The 19,484-nt window shown below is 43.8% G+C and carries 14 protein-coding genes; 7 read left to right on the forward strand and 7 right to left on the reverse strand.

Annotation, left to right across the window (positions count from 1 at the left end; all coding sequences use genetic code 11):
• Positions 1-77: 77 nt before the first annotated feature.
• Both QZZ55_RS11250 and putA read right to left on the reverse strand, forming a co-directional pair.
• A complete protein-coding gene (locus tag QZZ55_RS11250) occupies positions 78-779 on the reverse strand; it encodes a hypothetical protein (RefSeq protein WP_293267424.1) in 702 nt (233 codons plus the stop codon).
• 13 nt (positions 780-792) lie between these two features.
• Positions 793-3,960, reverse strand: coding sequence for a bifunctional proline dehydrogenase/L-glutamate gamma-semialdehyde dehydrogenase PutA (gene putA, locus QZZ55_RS11255; RefSeq protein WP_293267425.1), 3,168 nt, complete (start codon positions 3,958-3,960; stop codon positions 793-795).
• A 309-nt stretch (positions 3,961-4,269) separates the two neighbouring features.
• Here putA and purE point away from each other — a divergent pair, with 309 nt between their 5' ends.
• A complete protein-coding gene (gene purE / locus QZZ55_RS11260) occupies positions 4,270-4,761 on the forward strand; it encodes a 5-(carboxyamino)imidazole ribonucleotide mutase (RefSeq protein WP_293267426.1) in 492 nt (163 codons plus the stop codon).
• Positions 4,761-5,828 (forward strand): 5-(carboxyamino)imidazole ribonucleotide synthase, encoded by a 1,068-nt coding sequence (gene purK, locus QZZ55_RS11265; RefSeq protein WP_293267427.1) that lies wholly within the window; start codon positions 4,761-4,763, stop codon positions 5,826-5,828. The genes purE and purK overlap by 1 nt, the downstream gene beginning before the upstream one ends.
• Before the next feature lie 127 nt (positions 5,829-5,955).
• Here purK and QZZ55_RS11270 read toward each other — a convergent pair whose 3' ends face one another.
• On the reverse strand, positions 5,956-6,717 hold the full coding sequence (locus QZZ55_RS11270) for an AraC family transcriptional regulator (protein WP_293267428.1): 762 nt from the start codon (positions 6,715-6,717) through the stop codon (positions 5,956-5,958).
• 236 nt (positions 6,718-6,953) lie between these two features.
• On the opposite strand from QZZ55_RS11270, the gene hemE reads away from it, so the two are divergent.
• Complete coding sequence (gene hemE, locus QZZ55_RS11275) at positions 6,954-8,018, forward strand: uroporphyrinogen decarboxylase (protein WP_293267444.1); 1,065 nt, start codon at positions 6,954-6,956, stop codon at positions 8,016-8,018.
• Between the two features lie 115 nt (positions 8,019-8,133).
• Positions 8,134-8,796, forward strand: coding sequence for a carbonate dehydratase (gene can / locus QZZ55_RS11280; protein ID WP_293267429.1), 663 nt, complete (start codon positions 8,134-8,136; stop codon positions 8,794-8,796).
• 71 nt (positions 8,797-8,867) lie between these two features.
• On the opposite strand, the gene QZZ55_RS11285 is transcribed toward can, so the two are convergent.
• Positions 8,868-10,142, reverse strand: a complete 1,275-nt coding sequence (locus QZZ55_RS11285) for an aminotransferase class I/II-fold pyridoxal phosphate-dependent enzyme (protein ID WP_293267430.1) — start codon at positions 10,140-10,142, stop codon at positions 8,868-8,870.
• A 178-nt stretch (positions 10,143-10,320) separates the two neighbouring features.
• On the opposite strand from QZZ55_RS11285, the gene radA reads away from it, so the two are divergent.
• Complete coding sequence (gene radA, locus QZZ55_RS11290; RefSeq protein WP_293267431.1) at positions 10,321-11,688, forward strand: DNA repair protein RadA; 1,368 nt, start codon at positions 10,321-10,323, stop codon at positions 11,686-11,688.
• Between the two features lie 2 nt (positions 11,689-11,690).
• On the opposite strand, the gene QZZ55_RS11295 is transcribed toward radA, so the two are convergent.
• Positions 11,691-12,071, reverse strand: coding sequence for a PilZ domain-containing protein (locus tag QZZ55_RS11295; protein ID WP_293267432.1), 381 nt, complete (start codon positions 12,069-12,071; stop codon positions 11,691-11,693).
• A 116-nt stretch (positions 12,072-12,187) separates the two neighbouring features.
• Between QZZ55_RS11295 and QZZ55_RS11300 the strand changes: the two genes are divergently transcribed.
• Positions 12,188-15,589 (forward strand): EAL domain-containing protein, encoded by a 3,402-nt coding sequence (locus QZZ55_RS11300; RefSeq protein ID WP_293267433.1) that lies wholly within the window; start codon positions 12,188-12,190, stop codon positions 15,587-15,589.
• A 62-nt stretch (positions 15,590-15,651) separates the two neighbouring features.
• Here QZZ55_RS11300 and ettA read toward each other — a convergent pair whose 3' ends face one another.
• Both ettA and QZZ55_RS11310 read right to left on the reverse strand, forming a co-directional pair.
• Entirely contained in the window at positions 15,652-17,310 is a 1,659-nt protein-coding gene (gene ettA / locus QZZ55_RS11305; RefSeq protein ID WP_293267434.1) for an energy-dependent translational throttle protein EttA, read from the reverse strand.
• A 250-nt stretch (positions 17,311-17,560) separates the two neighbouring features.
• Complete coding sequence (locus QZZ55_RS11310; RefSeq protein WP_293267435.1) at positions 17,561-17,935, reverse strand: glutathione S-transferase N-terminal domain-containing protein; 375 nt, start codon at positions 17,933-17,935, stop codon at positions 17,561-17,563.
• Positions 17,936-18,142: 207 nt separating this feature from the next.
• Between QZZ55_RS11310 and glyA the strand changes: the two genes are divergently transcribed.
• Positions 18,143-19,399 (forward strand): serine hydroxymethyltransferase, encoded by a 1,257-nt coding sequence (glyA, locus tag QZZ55_RS11315; RefSeq protein ID WP_293267436.1) that lies wholly within the window; start codon positions 18,143-18,145, stop codon positions 19,397-19,399.
• The last annotated feature ends 85 nt before the right edge of the window (positions 19,400-19,484 follow it).

Below are 19,484 nucleotides of genomic sequence, written 5' to 3' on the forward strand. Positions count from 1 at the left end.
TGGAGAGGGCGAAAATAAGCCGTGGATCATACGCTTATCGTTATACTTTTGGGTATTGTGATAAGCATTTTTTGAGGTTACGAGTCGCTTTTGCCTCCAAGCTCCAATAACGTCGCATTACCTCCTACCGCAGTGGTATTCACTGAGAGAGTGCTTTCTGTGACAAAACGCCAAGGATAATCAAGGCTGGTTAATGTCGCATAAGCATCAAAATCTGTTTCTGAAATTAGTTGCGCTAGCATGCCATCGCGTTGTGCTAGTTGTGCATTGAGCGCTATTACATCAGCATTCTGTCCACAAAATGCATAGGCATGAAAGGCTTCACAACCGGCTAGCTCTTCCGTTGATGCGCTGCTGATTTGAACGGCATCAGGTGTTACTCCTGCGTTAAGTAATGCTGAATGTAAACGATGTGTGTACTTGTTTGATGCCTGTAGAACAACGACGTTACCGGTTGCTAGCGCAGTGAATAGTTGCGCTGCAATAGCCGGGTTACACGCTTCTTGTGGAAGGGTATTATGTGCCTTCTCTGCACAAATACCGATAAGCCCTCGGCCACTCCAGCGCAAGCTGTTAGCTTCACCTGTTGGGCCTGGTAAAATAATGGTTTCTGGCATTGTCGTAGTAATTCGTGCGAGGAGCCAATTCACAAGAGGTTGGTTGAGCTCTTCTGCTGCGATGTAAAGCAATTTAGTTCGGGCTGTCAGTCCTAATGCATTCCAGCCTTCCCAAGCAGATTCTGCAGTTTTTATAGCGCTTGCTAATGTTGAGTTAGTCATATGTATCTCCTGCTCACGCTTTGTCATTTAAAGGGCTTTGTGTATTTGTCTTTTGGGAGCTGCTCGCTTTAACGCTTTGTACTTCGCGAGTGAAACGTTTTAAGTAATGTGGTCCGCCGGCTTTAGGGCCCGTGCCTGAAAGCCCTTGGCCACCAAAAGGTTGAACCCCGACTACAGCGCCGACTTGATCGCGGTTGATATAAATATTGCCAGCTCGGACACGCTGTGCAATGTGATTAGCAGTGGTTTCGTTGCGTGTATGCACACCCAGTGTTAATCCGAAGCCGCTGTCGTTGATGCTATCAATGATGCTGTCGAGTTCAGAGGCTTTATAGCGAACCACGTGAAGAATCGGCCCAAACTGCTCTTCAGATAACCGTTCGATTCCTGAAATCTCGAATGCACTTGGGGCAATAAAAGTACCTTTCTCCGCATCAAATGGTAGTGGTGTTTGAGCAATCAGGGAGGCGTTTTTATTCATGTTTTCAATATGCTGCAAAAGCCCGGCTTGTGCCCTTTTATCTATGACAGGTCCGATATCTGTTTGATGGTATTCAGGGTTTCCAACAGTGCTTTCTTGCATAGCACCACGTAGCATTGGAATAATGCGATCAGCGACATCTTTCTGAATAAATAACACGCGTAATGCTGAGCAGCGTTGCCCGGCGGATGCAAAAGCTGAGCGTACAACATCACGTACGACCTGTTCCGGCAGGCATGTTGAGTCGATTAACATGGCATTTTGTCCGCCTGTTTCGGCTATAAATGGGACGGGCTCTGCTTGGCGTTTGGCTAATGAGCGGTTTATACGCTGCGCGGTCCCTGTTGAGCCAGTAAAGGCTACACCAGCAACTCGTTTGTCAGAAGTTAATGGCTCACCTAGTGTGGCCCCTTCACCGGTAAGTAGCTGAATAGCTCCTGCAGGGATGCCTGCCTCAAGCATTAATTGAACAGCGCGAAAGGCAATAAGGCTAGTTTGTTCGGCAGGTTTGGCGATAACAGTGTTGCCTGCAGCCAGCGCAGCTGTTATGGGTCCTAGGAATATGGCTAGGGGGAAGTTCCAAGGTGAGATACAAACAAACACGCCTCGACCTTGGCGGCTTATTTCTAATGTGGAATCATCAAAGTTCTGTAACGTTTCTGTTTCGCTCATTGCTAAGCGAGCCTGGACAGCATAATACCGGCAAAAATCAACGGCTTCACGAACCTCGTCGATGCCATCTTGTAACGTTTTACCCGCTTCTCGATGGCATAGTGCCATGAATTCACCGTAATTGGCTTCGAGCAAATCGGCTAAGCGCTCTAAAGCTTGGGCGCGAACAGTTACGGGTGTATCACGCCATGCTGGGTAAGCCTTTTCAGCGTGTTCTAAAGCAAGGTCTACATGCGAAGCGTTAGCGAAATTAACCTGCCCTACGCTTTGATTGTGATCGTAAGGAGCAACTTTTTTATGTTCTGTGGTATGTATTGATATTACTTCACCATTAATTATGGGGCCTGCTTGCCAGGTAGTCTTCATAAATGGCTGAATCAACGCCTTAAAGTGATTCCATTCAGCATCAACTTCAATGTTGTAACCGTAAGAATTCTTACGCTCGTCACCAAACAGTTCTACAGGGAGCGGAATATAAGGATTGGCAAGAGATTCGCGTGATGCTAAGACATCAGCGGGGTGATTCACTAGTTCGCTAATAGGGCAGCGAGCATCAACTAAGCGGTGGACAAATGAACTGTTTGCTCCGTTCTCTAATAAGCGACGAACTAAATAGGGTAATAAATCCTTATGATTTCCTACCGGTGCATAAATACGAACAGCAACATTGTTTGTTTTGAGAACGGTATTATAAAGAGAATCTCCCATACCGTGTAAGCGCTGGAATTCGAATTCATCATGCATCGCCATGGCAATAACGGAAGCAACAGTATGTGCATTGTGGCTGGCAAACTGCGGATAAATATGGCCTCGAACATTTTCGCTTAACAAGAACCGAGCGCATGCTAAATAGGCGGTATCAGTAGCTTCTTTTCGAGTGTATACAGGGTAACCACTTAGACCTCGTTGCTGACAGTTTTTAATCTCACTGTCCCAATAAGCACCTTTCACTAGACGAAGAGGAATTCGATCCCCTTGGCTTTTTGCTAAAGCTGCTAACCAAGCTAATACAGGTAATGCCCGTTTAGAGTAAGCCTGTATCACTAAACCTAACTCACCCCACCCACGTGTGTGCTTGTGTTGATATAGTTGCTGAAATAGCTCTAAGGAAAGCTCTAAACGGTCTGCTTCTTCTGCGTCTATGGTAATGCCGACATTTAAGGATCTAGCATGGCGAATAAGCTCAAGTAGCTTATCGCTCATTTCTCCTAAAACACGTGATTTTTGACTAGCCTCATAGCGAGGGTGGAGTGCAGATAGCTTGATGGAAATTGTGGGTATGGGGGCACTTCCTTCGTACTTATCTTTACCAACAGCAGTAATGGCTTGTTTATAGTCATTGAAATACTTATCAGCATCTTGCGATGTTAGTGCTGCTTCACCAAGCATATCGAAAGAGTATGTATAGCCTTTATCTCGATCGCTACGACCACGCTTTAATGCTTCTTTAATGGAGCGCCCCAGTACAAACTGATGTCCCATGATTTTCATGGCTTGGTTCATCACTTTACGGATGACAGGTTCAGACATTTTATTAACAAGGCGGTTAATAACGTTTGACGGTTCGCCGTCTTCATCTTTATCAAGCGATACAACTTTTCCAGTCAGCAGTAATCCCCAAGTAGAGGCATTTACAAACAAAGAGTCTGAGTTTTGTAAATGTGCTTTCCAGTCTGCTACTGACAGCTTGTCTCGAATTAGCGCATCGGCTGTTTCGGCATCAGGTATGCGCATTAACGCTTCAGCCAGACACATCAGAAGAATGCCTTCATGTGTATCTAGGCTGTATTCCAGCAGCAGAGCGTCGATCATGTGAATAGCACCATCATCCGCACGTACTTGTTCAATTAGCGTAGTCGCACCCAGAGTGATTTGTTGGCGTTCATTCGCGTTTGGCATGGCTAATGGCAGTAGCTCTGTTAACCAGCTCGCTTCATCTACTGCATAGAGAGGAGAAATGAGCTCCCAAATTTGTGATAGTGGCTGATCTAGAAAACCAGGGTTTAAGATGTCGGTGGCTTTGAACATAAAAATGCTCCCTAAACATGTTGGGCGGGCTATAACTGCGCCATGGGTCACGAATATCACGATGTACCCACTGTATGACCAAGTGGCGGCTTTCGTCTTGCAATAAGCTCGGGTTGTTTTGCAAAAAACTCTGTTTTGTCTTCCCGTAAGTATTTCTTTGGGTGTTTTCTTTATAAACATGGAAGGCTATAGGGGAAAATTCCAGTTTTTAAGCGATCAATTGTCTGGAATTTGCTATGATCCGCTTTTGCGGCGTTATTTGAGATAGCGCTTCTTTTTAGTACCATTAATTAGATCGGATCGAGTTATATGCAACCGAAAGTCGCCATTATCATGGGTTCTAAAAGTGATTGGGATACCATGAAATTAGCCACCGAGATTCTGGACGAGCTTCAGGTACCTCACCATGTCGAAGTTGTTTCAGCACACCGTACACCCGACAAGCTTTTTTCTTTCTCCTCTGGCGCTGTTGATGCCGGCTATCAGGTAATTATTGCGGGTGCTGGTGGCGCCGCACATTTACCTGGCATGATAGCTTCGAAAACGCGGTTGCCTGTTTTGGGTGTCCCTGTTCAAAGCAAAGCGTTAAATGGTATGGATAGTTTGCTATCAATTGTTCAGATGCCTAAAGGTATAGCTGTTGGTACGCTAGCAATTGGCGCAGCAGGTGCTTTTAATGCAGGCTTGATGGCCGCACAAATTATTGCGAATGCCGACGTTAAATTGGCACAGCGTTTGGACGCTTTTCGCAAGACGCAAACAGATACTATTTTAGAAAACCCTGATCCGCGAGAAGTCTAATGAGTAAAGTATGGGTATTGGGTGCAGGTCAGTTGGGCGCTATGATGCGCCACGCGGCGACGCCGTTGAACGTTGAGGTTGTGCCGGTTGACTTTAATCAGTCCCAGAGTGTTGAATTAGCAGACGATGATGTTGTTACTGCTGAAATAGAGCTGTGGCCTGAAACAAATGCTACTAATGTGCTTTCAAATCATCCTCATTTTATTAATCGCGAAGTGTTTCCGCGTTTAGCGGACCGTTTCACGCAGAAACAGCTACTTGATGAGTTGCAAATTGCCACAGCTCCGTGGCAATTAGTTGATTCGGATACTCAAGCACAAGCACTTTATCAGTCACTAGGTGAAACTGTACTTCTGAAGCGTCGTACGGGCGGTTATGATGGCCGCGGTCAGTATTGGCTGAAACAATTAGAAGCCACTGACGTTCCTGAAGGTTGGCATCAAGAAGCAATCGCAGAGCAGAAAATACCGTTTGATGAAGAGGTATCTCTTGTCGGTGCTAGAGATAAAGAGGGTAATTTGTATTTTTACCCGCTAGCGCTGAATCTGCATGTTAACGGCATTCTTATGGCGTCTATTGCTCCATTAGAGCGCTTGTCGGGAGTTCAGGCAGAAGCAGAAGAGATGTTGGGCAAGCTGCTAACTTCTCTTGAGTATGTAGGTGTGATGGCGATGGAATGCTTTCGGGTGGGAGACCACTTGATGGTGAATGAGCTCGCTCCTCGTGTACATAACAGTGGGCATTGGACTCAATCCGGAACGAGTATTAGTCAGTTTGAATCACATATTCGGGCTGTCGCTGGTTTGCCGATGAGTAAAGCAGTGGTCAAAGGCCAATCTGTGATGATTAATTTAATTGGTGTTGAGCGTAATAATGACTGGCTTGCTGTTGAAGGTGCTGAGTTATATTGGTACGGGAAAGAAGTTCGAGTAGGGCGCAAGGTAGGGCATATCAACCTTACGTTAAATGACGCGCAACAACTTAGCTCATCTTTGGAGCAGCTGGCTTCAAGTTTTCCTGAGCCTTATCCTGAAGTGTTTAGTTGGGTCGCTGATAACTTGAAATAAGCTAGTGACTTCATGCTTAGGTAAGGTTTGATTGGTAAAAACATTAACGCTATTGATTTTCAATGGCGTTTTTTAATTAAGCGGTGAGTCCTTATATTTTGTGGGTTTTAGCCCGGTTGTTGTTTCATCAGTATTCAATAATAGTTTTTTGGCAGCGTGCTGGCGTGATATTGAAATGATCACGAAATGCATGTGTAAATGCACTTTGACTACTAAAACCGCAATGCTCAGCTGTTTGTAATATGGTCCAACCGGCGGCCAGCTTCTCTTTTCCTCGCTCTAAACGTTTTCGTAATGCATATTGATGAGGTGTAATACCTGTTTTTTCTTTAAAACAGCTATGGAAGTGGCTTGGGCTTAAAAAGACACTTGCGGCGAGTTCGGCAATAGAGATTTTTCTATGCATATTTAATTGGATATAAAGATCGAGTGCTGCTAAATCAATGTGGGTGTGATGTCGTCGGGGCGTGGGTTCACTCATCAGGTTTTGCATAGAAAGTAGCAAGGTATTACCGCATGCTTGTAATAGAGGAGAGTTAGCTGGTGTTTGCTTTATTTCTTGGCAAATAGCTTGGAGCAATACTTGCCGTTGACTATCCAGTGAGAAGTATGAGGCTTTATCAAATAGACTAGATACTTGCGTTTGTAGTGTCGTAGAATTCAGTTGGGAGGTTTCGATATTGATAACAACAATACGGTTTTCTCCCATGCCGCAAAAAGCATGTTCTGTTGCAGAGGGGACTAAGCAACCTTTTCCAAGACCAACATTTGCTCCTCGGCCTTGAATATCAAACTCGGTATTACCTTCTAACCCAAAAACCAGCTGGTGGTACTTGTGGTCATGATTATTGGCTGTATCGGGTAGTGTCAGTAGCTCTGTTGTCGTCACGATAGTACTTACCGTTGTTTGAACTTCGTTTATTATATTTATAATTAAGTAGGCGTGTTTTTATGAAAAGCCGTACTGATTGATAAGTGTACAGCAAATTTTCAATGGTTCCATTGGAATCAAATCGAGTTAGCGATAGCTTCTTTGATGTCGATCTTCTATTTAGAGCGCATTTTCTCTTAAAAATCGGTAGAATACGCCCCCATTGAAAGAAACTTTAGATGGCTGAAATTGACATGGCTGAATTACAAAACGACCGTTTTTTACGTGCGCTAATGCGTGAACCTGTTGATGTTACACCTGTTTGGATGATGCGGCAGGCGGGACGTTATTTACCAGAATATAAAGCAACACGTGCTCAGGCTGGAGACTTTCTCAGCTTGTGTAAGAACCGTGAACTTGCGTGTGAAGTGACACTTCAGCCGTTGGAACGCTTTGAGCTCGATGCTGCAATTCTATTCTCTGACATTCTTACCATCCCTGATGCTATGGACTTGGGGTTGTATTTTGAAGAGGGAGAAGGTCCGCGCTTCAAAAAGGTTGTTCGTACAGAGCAAGATGTTGATGCGTTAAAAGTACCGGATGCCGCTACAGATCTTGATTATGTAATGAATGCTGTTACCGAAATTCGTTCAGAGTTGAAAGGTAGAGTACCCTTGATTGGTTTCTCTGGCAGTCCGTGGACATTAGCAACTTATATGGTTGAGGGTGGTTCTTCAAAAGATTTCCGTCATATTAAAAAGATGATGTACGCTTCCCCAGAAGTATTGCATGAGCTGTTAGGTAAGCTTGCAGAGTCAGTAACGAACTATCTTAACGAGCAAATTCTGAGTGGTGCTCAGGCAGTGCAAATTTTTGATACCTGGGGCGGTGTTCTTAGCGGTGACATGTACAAGGCGTTTTCGTTAGATTATATGCGCAAAATCATATCTGGTTTAATTCGGGAGCATGATGGCCGCAAGGTGCCAGTCATTATGTTTACCAAAAATGGTGGCCAATGGTTAGAAGTGATGGCTGAAGCCGGTGCTGATGCGCTAGGTCTTGACTGGACTACGGATATTGATAATGCACGCCGTCGCGTAGGTGATAAAGTTTCTTTGCAAGGAAATATGGATCCTTCCGTTTTGTATGCACACCCTGAACGTATTCGTCAGGAAGTTGCGGATATCTTGCAGCGCTTTGGTACAGGTAATGGTCATGTGTTTAATCTAGGCCATGGGATACACCAGTTTGCTGACCCAGAGCATGCGAAAGTATTTGTTGATGCAGTTCATGAACTCAGCGCTAAATATCATGTCTGAGTTATATAACTGATATGCTTCAATAAAAAGGGACTTAACTGTCCCTTTTTATTATTTTTCTTTTATAGATGGGGTTTTATACCTAAATCGTTAAACCTAACTTTTACGGATTAATATGAAAAAACTACAGCATCTTTTTGATAGTAACCGTTCTTGGGCTGACAAAATTACAGAAGAGAATCCAGAGTTTTTTGCGACGCTAGCGAAGCAGCAAGCACCTGATTATCTATGGATTGGCTGTTCAGATAGTCGTGTTCCAGCTAATGAAATCGTTGGCATGTTACCTGGTGATATTTTTGTTCATCGAAATGTATCAAACCTTGTTATTCATACGGATATGAATTGTTTGTCCGTTATTCAATATGCCGTTACCGTACTTAAAGTGAAGCATATTATGGTGGTAGGACACTATGGTTGTGGTGGAGTACGTGCAGCTATTGAGACAAAGCCGCATGGTTTGATTGATAACTGGTTGCGTCATATCCGTGATATTGATACTAAACATCGCAGTTTGCTGTCGGCTTGGTCTGACCAGACTGAGTATTTAGAGCGCTTATGCGAGCTTAATGTAATTGAGCAGGCCTACAATGTATGTAACACCACAATAACACAAGAAGCATGGGGGAGAGGGCAAGAGTTGTCCGTTCATGCTTGGGTATACGGATTAAATAACGGCTTAGTGAGAGACCTGAATTTTTGTATATCTGATAAGGACGCTATTGATGCGGGTTATCACGAAGCGATTGAGTCAATTGGTCAGCTTGCTTCAGAAAAATGATTTTACTCTACTAGAAAATTCCCCCTGAAGTAACCTACTACAGGGGGGATGTCATAACAGGCCCTAAAGTTTTACTTAGTGCTAGCTAATGCTTGTTCAAGGTCAGCAAGCAGGTCATCTATATGTTCAATACCAATAGATAAACGAATCATTTCTGGAGCAACACCTGCTGATTTGAGCTCTTCGTCATTTAGCTGACGGTGAGTGGTTTCGGCAGGAATTGAAGCGAGTGATTTACAGTCGCCAATGTTAACCAAACGTACAAATACAGCCAAAGCATCATAGAATTTGCGGGTAGCTTCACGGCCACCAGTAACGCCAAAGCTCAAAATGCCGGAGGCTTGGCCGTTCATATATTTTTTCGCCAATGCATGATCTTTATGGCTTTCTAGGCCTGCATAGTTCACCCAGTCAACTTGAGCATGGCTCTCTAAGTATTCAGCAATAGTTTGAGTGTTAGCATTAACTCGTTCCATGCGAAGCGCTAACGTTTCTATTCCCTGCAGAATTAGGAAAGCATTCATAGGAGAGAGCGCTGCACCCATATTACGCAATGGAACAACACGACAACGACCGATAAATGCAGCAGGACCAAAGGCTTCAGTGTAAACCACACCGTGGTATGACGCATCTGGTTCGTTCAATAGAGGGAAGCGTGCTTTGTTATCAGCCCATGGGAAATTACCCGAATCAATGATAACGCCTGCTAAAGAGTTACCGTGCCCACCCATATATTTTGTGGCTGCATGTACAACAATATCAGCGCCTTGTTCAATAGGGCGCCACATCAGTGGACTTGCGACAGTGTTATCTACAATTAAAGGGACACCGTGTCGGTGTGCAATTTCTGCGAGTTTCTCAATATCTGCAATGCCACCTGAAGGGTTGCCGATAGATTCACAAAAAATACCTTTTGTTTGATCATCTATATGCGCTTCAATTGCAGCAAAATCATCTTTGTTAGCAAAACGAACCTTGATGCCTTGGCGTGGTAAGGTGTGAGCAAATAAATTATATGTACCGCCGTAGAGCTCGCTGGTCGACACGATGTTATCGCCAACCTCAGCTAATGTCTGGATGGTATAAGTAATAGCGGACATACCCGAAGCAACGGCTAATGCCGCGATGCCTCCTTCTAGTTCAGCTGCGCGTTTTTCAAGGACATCGGTGGTTGGGTTCATGATGCGTGTATAAATATTACCCGGCACTTTTAAGTCAAACAGGTCTGCACCGTGCTGAGCATCATCAAACGCATATGAAGCTGTTTGGTAAATTGGGACAGCAACTGCTTTAGTCGTTGGGTCTGGCGTATAGCCGCCGTGAACGGCAATGGTTTCCAGTTTCATGTAGCGCTCCTTGGATATTTTTATTAAGGGCTTGTTATCGCTTGTAAGATAATACGATAAAAATAGTAGATCGATTGTAAAGGTTATCCCCGACAAATTAAAAGCGAAACAGACTAATGCTTTATGAGAAGTATGTCGGTTGGGTAGAATGTATCTCATATAGCAAAGGGAGAAAATCATGGCGAAAGCCAAAACGGCTTATGTTTGCAATGAATGTGGTGCTGATTTCACAAAGTGGCAAGGGCAATGTTCTGCTTGCCAAGCGTGGAACACCTTAAGTGAAGTACGCTTGGGGACAGTACAGAGTACAGCCTCTAAACCTCGATATGATGGCTATGCAGGGCAAGCGAGCCAGAGAGTTATGCGATTAGCAGATGTTGACTTGGCTGATATGCCGCGTTTCAGTACGGGTGCTGGAGAGCTTGATCGTGTTTTGGGTGGTGGTTTAGTTCCAGGGTCATCCATTTTGATGGGTGGGCACCCCGGAGCGGGTAAAAGCACACTGCTATTACAAATTATGTGTTATTTGGCTGAAAATATGCCTGCACTTTATGTGACGGGCGAGGAGTCATTACAGCAAGTTGCAATGCGAGCACATCGTTTAGGTTTAAAAGCTGAGCAGCTAAAAATGCTTTCCGAAACGAGTGTTGAGTCTGTTTGCCAAGTGGCGACTGAATTAAAACCTAGAGTCATTGTGATTGATTCTATTCAAGTGATGCATATGTCTGAAGTGCAGTCAGCTCCTGGTTCTGTCTCACAGGTGAGAGAGTCGGCTGCGGATTTAACGCGCTTTGCTAAGCAAACAGGGTGTGTGTTGTTCTTAGTAGGGCATGTGACGAAAGACGGATCGTTAGCAGGCCCTAAAGTATTGGAGCATATGATTGACTGTTCGCTGCAATTAGAAGGCTCTTCTGATAGTCGTTTTCGTACGCTACGGTCACATAAAAACCGCTTTGGCGCTGTAAATGAGCTGGGTGTATTTGCTATGTTGGAGACAGGGCTTAGAGAGGTGAAGAATCCCAGTTCCATCTTCCTTAGTCGTGGTGAGGTGGCTAGTCCTGGCAGTGTTGTTATGGTGGTTTGGGAGGGAACCCGGCCGTTACTGGTTGAAATTCAAGCGTTAGTTGACCAGTCGCATATGAACAACCCAAGGCGTGTGGCTGTTGGCTTGGATGGTAACCGATTATCTATGCTGCTGGCCGTGCTGCATCGCCATGGCGGATTACAAACAGGTGATCAAGATGTTTTTGTCAATGTAGTTGGGGGTGTTAAAGTATTAGAAACAAGTGCAGATTTAGCCTTATTACTTGCTGTCGTTTCTAGCTACAAAGATAGGTCCTTGCCACAAGACTTAATGGTTTTTGGTGAGGTTGGTTTGTCCGGTGAGATTCGCCCTGTCCCGAACGGGCAGGAGCGTATTCGTGAAGCGGCTAAGCATGGATTTAAGCGCGCTATTGTTCCTAAAGGAAATGTACCTAAAGATGTAGTGAAAGGGATGGAGGTTGTAGGCGTCAGCCGTTTAGCTGACGCGTTAGATGCTCTGTGACTTTACGTATTATAGAGGTGAACCAGCTCTCGTTCTAATAAAGCTGGGTCACCTAAGTTTAGTTCCACAAGCCTCCTCAAGTAACTCACACTTGAAAGTTCCATATTCATTGCTTGGAAGCCAAAGTGATTGCTTTCTCTATGGTTAATGAGAGCTGGCATTGTTATCACCACCTCATTACCGTCGAGAATAATTCTTAATTCTACTGAATCTCCGATGTTTAAGGGGATATCGGCATGGCTCTCAACGAGTGCACCTTTTAAGCAAATATCGATTAACTTCACCGGCCATTCGCCTTCTGATGATCGTAGTGTGCAGTCAGCATCAAAATTAATTCGGGTAAACCTACGACGATTTTGTTGATGTTTGATAGATTCTTCCACGCAATGCTCCAAGCTTTAGTCGAGTTCTTATGATTTAGTATAGAGTGAAAATCGCTATTAGCGTAGATCATCGGCTACACTATTATGAAGGAAACTTATTCGGTGAGTAGACTTGGATGACTAGTTTTGCGGAATTATTGAATAATGCCGTTCTTTTACTGGCCCTTGGCGTTATTTATGATTCGTTGGGTCTGCATAATATTGCCAATAAAACACAGCGTAATGTATTAACAGGAATTCTTGTGGGTGTCATAGGTATATCTGTGATGCTAACTCCTTGGGAATTAAGCCCAGGTGTTTTCTTTGATACGCGTTGGGTTCTAATCAGCTTATGTGGTCTTTACTTCGGTCTTGTGCCCACTCTCATTGCTGTTGTTATGACAGTTTGTTTACGCCTTTTCCAAGGTGGTGCAGGAATTTATGTGGGTTCATTAGTCATTATCACTAGTGGCCTTATTGGTTTGTCATGGCGCTACTGGAGTGTCCGCTATAAGAAAGAAATGAGCTGGGGCTGGCTTTACTTGTTGGGCTTGAGTGTACAAATTGATGTGCTTTTATGTATGTTTTTGATGCCAGAAAGTATGCGTTACACCATCATTGCTCACATCGCTCTGCCCTTGCTCATAATTTACCCTTTCGGAACGATGCTGTTGGGCATGCTACTGAAGCGCCAAAGAGATAGGCGGCAAGCTGAGTTTGATCTTCTTGAGCATAAAGTTTTACTGGACAGGGAAAGAGGATTGCTCAAAAGGCTTATTGATAGTATCCCCGACTTTATTTTTTATAAAACTGTTGATGGCCATTACCTTGGGTGCAATAAGGCAACGGCTGAACTTTTTGATATGAATGAAGAGGATATTGTTGGAAAAACCGATTATGATTTTTTTGATCATGAGCAGGCTGTTTTTTTTCGAGAAAAAGATCAAGAAATGCTGTCATCTGGCCAGCATCGAACCAATGATGAAGTGGTCGTACATCCTGATGGAAGAGAAATTCTTCTCAATACATTGAAAACACCTTTCTATGGGGAAACAGGTAAGCTTTACGGCCTGATAGGAATAGGTCGGGATGTGACTGAAAAGGAAACAGCGGAGGAGATCATTCGTAGGAATGAGAATACCTATCGCAATGTGCTGAGCACCGCCTTAGATGGTTTTCTGATTGTATCATCTGAAGGTGTCATCCAAGATGCTAATGAAGCTTATTCGGTAATGTCTAATTACAGCATTGAAGAGCTTATTGGTATGCAGGTTAATCATCTAGATGCCATTGAAACGGCTGTGATGACTGAGCAGCATATACAAGAAATTATAGATAATAAAAAGCAGCGCTTTAGTAGCCAACATCGTCGTAAGAATAATTCTGTGTTTGATGTAGATGTGAATGTGACATATTGGCCAGAAAACGGCGGTAAGTTCTTCGTCTTTATCAAAGATACTACAGAACAAAAGTTGGCTGAACAGCGCCTTCTGAAAAGCGAAATTCGTTTCAGGCATGTCTTTGAAAACATGCCTGCCATTGCTGTTCAAGGTTATGATAAAGACCGTAATGTTATTTTTTGGAATGATGCCAGTACGGCGGTATATGGATACTCTACTGCTGAGGTAATAGGACAAAAACTTGAAGATCTAATTATTCCCGATGCTATAAGGGAACCCGTAATAGAGGAGGTTAACCGCTGGATAGCAGGAGGGCCTGTAACGCCTGCTTCTGAAATGATGTTGAAAAAATCTGATGGTTCGCTTGTTTCAGTTTTCACTAGCCATGTAATGATAACCGGGGTGAATAACGAGCCTGAAATGTATTGTATCGATTTAGATTTGACGGCATTGAAACGTGCTGAGGAGCGCATTGTTACGCTTTCTCAAGCTATTGAACAAAGTCCAGTGTCCGTAGTTTTGACTGATACCCACGGAAAGATTGAATACGTTAATAGCATGTTCGAAAGGTTAACAGGCTATAGCAGTGATGAAGTTGTTGGTGAATCTAGTAGCTTACTTAAATCTGGTTTTACTTCTGATACTAAATATCAGCAACTATGGGCTGCACTAGCTGCGGGTGAGTCTTGGCAGGGAGAGTTTCAAAACAAAAAGAAAGATGGGCAACTATTTTGGGAGCAAGCTCACATCGCGCCCGTTATTAACGAGACTGGGAATGTTAAGCACTATTTGGCAGTGAAACAGGATATTACGCAGCAAAAATATCAAGAAGAAAGAATTTTATATCAAGCTCATTTTGATAGCTTAACTGGGCTTCCGAACCGTTTTTTATCGTTAGATCGATTGTCGTTTATGTTGAAAGAAACTAAGCGGACGAAGACCCAAGTAGCGGTTTTTTTCTTAGACTTAGATGATTTTAAAAAGGTTAATGACACGCTAGGGCATCAAGTAGGTGATGAGTTGTTAATTGAAGCGGCTTCTCGCTTAAAACTGGCCGTTCGAGATGACGATGTTATTGGTCGTTTAGGTGGCGATGAATTCATTATTCTTATTGATCATATGATAAGTAGCACGGCTATTGCAAAGGTGGCTGAAAAGCTACTTAAGCAATTCCGAACACCTTTCTTTTTAAGTGGCAGAGAGCTTGTATCTACAGTAAGTATTGGAGTGGCCGTTTATCCTACTGATGGTTTGACTCCTGCAGAGCTATTAAGGCAGGCAGATGCGGCTATGTATTGTTCTAAAGAGCAGGGGCGCAATACTTATAATTTTTATACACAACAAATGAACGATGATGTAGCGCGCCGTTTATTGATAGAAGAACAATTGCGAGGCGCTCTCGATAAAAAAGAACTAAAAGTTTATTTTCAGTCCGTCGTTGATTTGAAAAAACGTAAGATTATTGGCGCTGAAGCATTACTGCGCTGGAATAATGAGATACTAGGGCGGGTTTCCCCTGATGAGTTTATTCCTATAGCAGAACAAACAGGGTTAATTGTAGCTATTGGTCGTTTTGTCTTGGAGCAAGCTGTTACCGCTGCTTCAGGTTGGAGAGAGCAGTTTTCTCCAAACTTTCGTGTTGCAGTGAATTTGTCTCCTCGTCAATTTAGAGACGAGGGATTAATCGATTATATTTGCGAATTGTTGGCCCGGTATGATTTGCCTGCTTCGGGAATTGAGCTAGAAATTACTGAAGGAGTCTTGATGACAGGCCATGCAATGATTGATGTGGCATTGGCTAACCTTAATAAATTAGGCATAGGTATATCTATGGATGATTTTGGGACAGGTTATTCATCATTAAGTTATTTGCGCAGTTACCCATTTGATACTTTAAAAGTAGATAGGAGCTTTATCAGTGACATCTCTGAAGATCAGGCTGATTTGCAATTAGTTAGTGCAGCTATTGCTATGGGGCATGGACTTGGGTTGATTGTGATTGCTGAAGGTGTTGAAACAGAAGAGCAATACCAGTTACTGCTGGGTCAGGAGTGTGACTATGCTCAAGGCTATTTGTTTGGAAGGCCTGTTCCTGCAGATGAGTTTGAAAAGGAGCTTCAGTTGAATGGCGAGCAGTAATCTTGTTCGTTTATATGAATGTAGATAAACAGCCGGCATTACCGGCTGTTTACTTGTGAGTGTTACCCTATGCGCTTATATTTAATGCGCTCTGGTTGGTGATCTTTACCATGACGGCGTTTGTAGTCTTCAGCATATTCAGTGTAGTTCCCATCAAAGAAAGACACTTGAGAGTCGCCTTCGTACGCCAGCATATGTGTGCATACGCGGTCTAGGAACCAACGGTCATGCGAGATTACTACGGCACAGCCAGGGAAAGCTAACAGTGCTTCTTCTAATGCACGGAGAGTTTCTACATCCAGATCGTTAGTCGGCTCATCTAAAAGCAGCACGTTACCACCTTCTCGAAGTAGTTTTGCCAGATGTAAGCGGTTACGCTCACCTCCGGACAAGTCACCTACACGTTTTTGTTGATCGGAGCCTTTGAAGTTGAAACGGCCACAATAGGCACGTGATGGTGTTTGGTAGTTGCCGATGGTGATAATGTCTTGTCCATCAGATAGCTCTTCCCAAACAGTATTGTCGCCGTTAAGCTCGCGCATCTGGTCTACATAAGCCAGTTTTACAGTACTACCGACGATAACTTCACCAGAATCAGGTTGTTCTTCGCCAGCAATCATCTTAAATAGCGTTGACTTACCCGCACCGTTACCACCAATAACGCCGACAATAGCACCTTGTGGAATGGTGGCTTTTAGGTTTTCAAAGAGTAGTTTGTCGCCATACGCTTTGGAAACATTATGCAACTCTATAACTTGAGCGCCTAAGCGAGGCCCGGGTGGGATATAGATTTCTTGAGTCTCGTTGCGTGCTTGGAATTCGCGAGAGTTCATCTCTTCGAACTGGCTTAGGCGAGCTTTAGATTTGGATTGTCGACCTTTTTGACCTTGGCGAACCCATTCTAATTCAGATTTCACCGCTTTTTGGTGAGCGGCTTCTTGCTTAGACTCTTGAGCTAAACGGTGTTCTTTTTGTTCGAGCCAAGATGAGTAATTACCTTCATATGGAATACCGTGGCCACGGTCTAGTTCAAGAATCCAGCCTGCAGCATTATCCAAGAAATAGCGGTCATGGGTGATGGCTACTACAGTACCTGGGTACTCTTGTAAGAAGCGTTCAATCCAAGCGATAGATTCGGCATCCAAATGGTTGGTTGGCTCATCTAAAAGCAGCATGTCGGGCTTGTCGAGAAGAAGACGGCATAGAGCAACACGGCGGCGTTCACCACCGGATAGGTGTTCGACTCGGGCATCCCAAGGAGGTAAGCGCATGGCATCAGCTGCACGTTCTAGTGCTACTTCAAGGCTGTGCCCCTCTTTCGATTCAATTAGGTTTTCAAGTTCGCCTTGTTTCTTGGCCAATGCATCAAAATCAGCATCAGGTTCGGCATAAGCGGCATAAACTTGATCAAGTTCAGTTAATGCGTTTTTTACGTCGGCTACGGACTCTTCAACAATTTCGCGAACAGTTTTGCTGTTATCCAGCTGTGGTTCTTGTGGTAAGTAGCCTACCTTTAGATCAGGCATCGGTCGTGCTTCACCGATAAAATCAGTATCAACTCCTGCCATAATTTTAAGCAGGGTGGATTTACCTGAGCCATTAAGGCCAAGCACACCGATTTTGGCACCGGGAAAGAAAGAAAGTGAAATGTCTTTAAGAATCTGGCGTTTGGGAGGAACGATTTTTCCCAAACGATTCATTGTATAAACGTACTGTGCCATAAGCCCTCAGCGTGTAGTGTCGGTTAGCATGCCGCTCAATTCTAACTGAAAACAATGAAATGAAACGTATAAATCTATCAACGTATTCGAGATAGCCTTATAAAGACTAATCCTGCAAGAAGCATCATCATGTTGAGGGCACTTTTAATAAAGGCTAAACAATAAAGGAGTAGCGAGTTGCGGGCAACTGAACTCGTGCAATCAATTGTTGTGTTATGGGCCTTATAGATAGTGGATTTAAGATGCAGGCCTACGATTCAGTATTCACGAATTTTTGCTCTAGGTAGCGAATAATATCGTTTGATTCGTACATCCAGCTAACACTACCATCCTCATTAGTTATTCTTAGACAAGGTACTTTTATGCGGCCTCCTTGCTCTAACAATTCTTGTCGAAACGTATCATTGTTTTTTGCATCACGTAATTCAATATTAAGTGAATAGCGTTTCATTGCCCGGCGTACTTTTACGCAAAAAGGACACGCATGAAATTGGTAAAGTGCTAGCTGGTGAGTCTGTCTATCTGTTTGCGCCTGTTCGTCTTCTGTCCGCTTAAGTCCACGGGGCGTTGTAAGGAAGTTAATTGTCAGGATTAGTTTGCCTAAGAACCAGCGAATAAAAGCCATCTTTAAAAAGTCTCGATTATCAAAGTGGAAAGGCGCGTAGCTTAGCATGTTCAGCGATTAATGATCAGCTATTGGCGCTGATGAATGCTCTTCTTGTTTAGGTGATCGACTTTCATGTGCGTTTTAGTCTTAGTTCGGAGTATAATGCGCTCCTTTTTTTAAAGGCCGGAAGCCATCCGGGTGAGACCAGAAACTTAGGGGATAGCTATGTTTAGCAAAGATATGTCAATTGCCGACTTTGATGCTGATCTGTGGTCAGCAATGCAGTCTGAAACCACACGTCAGGAAGAGCACATCGAACTGATTGCTTCTGAAAACTACACTAGCCCAAGGGTTATGGAGGCTCAGGGTTCAGTACTGACTAATAAATATGCTGAAGGTTATCCTAATAAGCGCTACTACGGTGGTTGTGAGTATGTTGATGTTGTAGAGCAATTGGCAATTGATCGTGCTTGTGAGCTTTTTGATGCAACTTACGCGAACGTGCAGCCACATTCGGGTTCGCAAGCTAATGCTGCTGTTTTCATGGCGTTGTGCAAGCCAGGCGATACTATTTTGGGTATGAGTCTTGCTCATGGTGGTCATTTAACGCACGGTTCGGCTGTATCTTTTTCAGGCCGTATTTATAATGCTGTTCAATACGGTCTAAATGCGGAAACAGGCGAAATCGATTACGCCGAAGTTGAGCGCCTAGCGCTTGAGCATAAACCTAAAATGATCGTTGCTGGCTTCTCTGCATACTCGGGTATTGTTGATTGGCAGCGTTTCCGTGATATCGCGGATAAAGTGGGTGCATACCTGTTTGTTGATATGGCACATGTTGCTGGTTTAGTTGCTGCAGGTGTATATCCATCACCAATGCAGTTAGCGGATGTTGTGACTACGACAACACACAAAACATTGGGCGGTCCGCGCGGCGGTTTGATTTTGTCTGCTCGTGCAGATGAAGACTTACAGAAGAAGCTGAATTTTGCTGTTTTCCCTGAATCTCAGGGCGGTCCTCTGATGCATGTTATTGCAGGTAAAGCGGTTTGCTTTAAAGAGGCAATGCAGCCTGAGTGGAAAGCATACCAAGTGCAGGTTGTAAAAAATGCACAGGCAATGGCTGAAACGTTCAAGTCTCGCGGCATCAACATTGTTTCTGATGGAACAGAGAACCATCTGTTCTTAATGGACCTAATTGATAAAGATTACAGTGGTAAAGATGCTGATGCTGCTTTAGGTCGTGCAAATATAACAGTGAACAAAAACTCTGTTCCGAATGATCCTCGTTCACCGTTCGTTACATCGGGTCTACGTATTGGAACACCTGCAGTAACACGTCGTGGCTTTAAAGAGGAAGAAGTTACCCAGCTAACTAACTGGATCTGTGATGTTCTTGATGACATTACTAACGAAGAAACGAGCGCACGTGTTAAAGCACAAGTACTCGATATCTGTAGTCGTTTCCCAGTTTATAAATAAGCACTAAATCAGGTAGAATAAGCGGGCGACTGAAAGGTCGCCCTTTTTTGCGTTACAGGTTATGAATTAGTTATATACATCGCTC

The organism is Neptunomonas sp. (assembly GCF_016744175.1).
Classification (GTDB): Bacteria; Pseudomonadota; Gammaproteobacteria; order Pseudomonadales; family Balneatricaceae; genus Neptunomonas.

What these genes read in the sequence shown, in the direction of transcription:
- QZZ55_RS11250 (WP_293267424.1), bottom strand. Translation starts at nt 779, where the DNA reads ATGACTAACTCAACATTAGCAAGCGCTATAAAAACTGCAGAATCTGCT.
- putA (WP_293267425.1), bottom strand. Translation starts at nt 3,960, where the DNA reads ATGTTCAAAGCCACCGACATCTTAAACCCTGGTTTTCTAGATCAGCCA.
- purE (WP_293267426.1), top strand. Translation starts at nt 4,270, where the DNA reads ATGCAACCGAAAGTCGCCATTATCATGGGTTCTAAAAGTGATTGGGAT.
- purK (WP_293267427.1), top strand. Translation starts at nt 4,761, where the DNA reads ATGAGTAAAGTATGGGTATTGGGTGCAGGTCAGTTGGGCGCTATGATG.
- hemE (WP_293267444.1), top strand. Translation starts at nt 6,954, where the DNA reads ATGGCTGAATTACAAAACGACCGTTTTTTACGTGCGCTAATGCGTGAA.
- can (WP_293267429.1), top strand. Translation starts at nt 8,134, where the DNA reads ATGAAAAAACTACAGCATCTTTTTGATAGTAACCGTTCTTGGGCTGAC.
- QZZ55_RS11285 (WP_293267430.1), bottom strand. Translation starts at nt 10,142, where the DNA reads ATGAAACTGGAAACCATTGCCGTTCACGGCGGCTATACGCCAGACCCA.
- radA (WP_293267431.1), top strand. Translation starts at nt 10,321, where the DNA reads ATGGCGAAAGCCAAAACGGCTTATGTTTGCAATGAATGTGGTGCTGAT.
- QZZ55_RS11300 (WP_293267433.1), top strand. Translation starts at nt 12,188, where the DNA reads ATGACTAGTTTTGCGGAATTATTGAATAATGCCGTTCTTTTACTGGCC.
- ettA (WP_293267434.1), bottom strand. Translation starts at nt 17,310, where the DNA reads ATGGCACAGTACGTTTATACAATGAATCGTTTGGGAAAAATCGTTCCT.
- QZZ55_RS11310 (WP_293267435.1), bottom strand. Translation starts at nt 17,935, where the DNA reads ATGGCTTTTATTCGCTGGTTCTTAGGCAAACTAATCCTGACAATTAAC.
- glyA (WP_293267436.1), top strand. Translation starts at nt 18,143, where the DNA reads ATGTTTAGCAAAGATATGTCAATTGCCGACTTTGATGCTGATCTGTGG.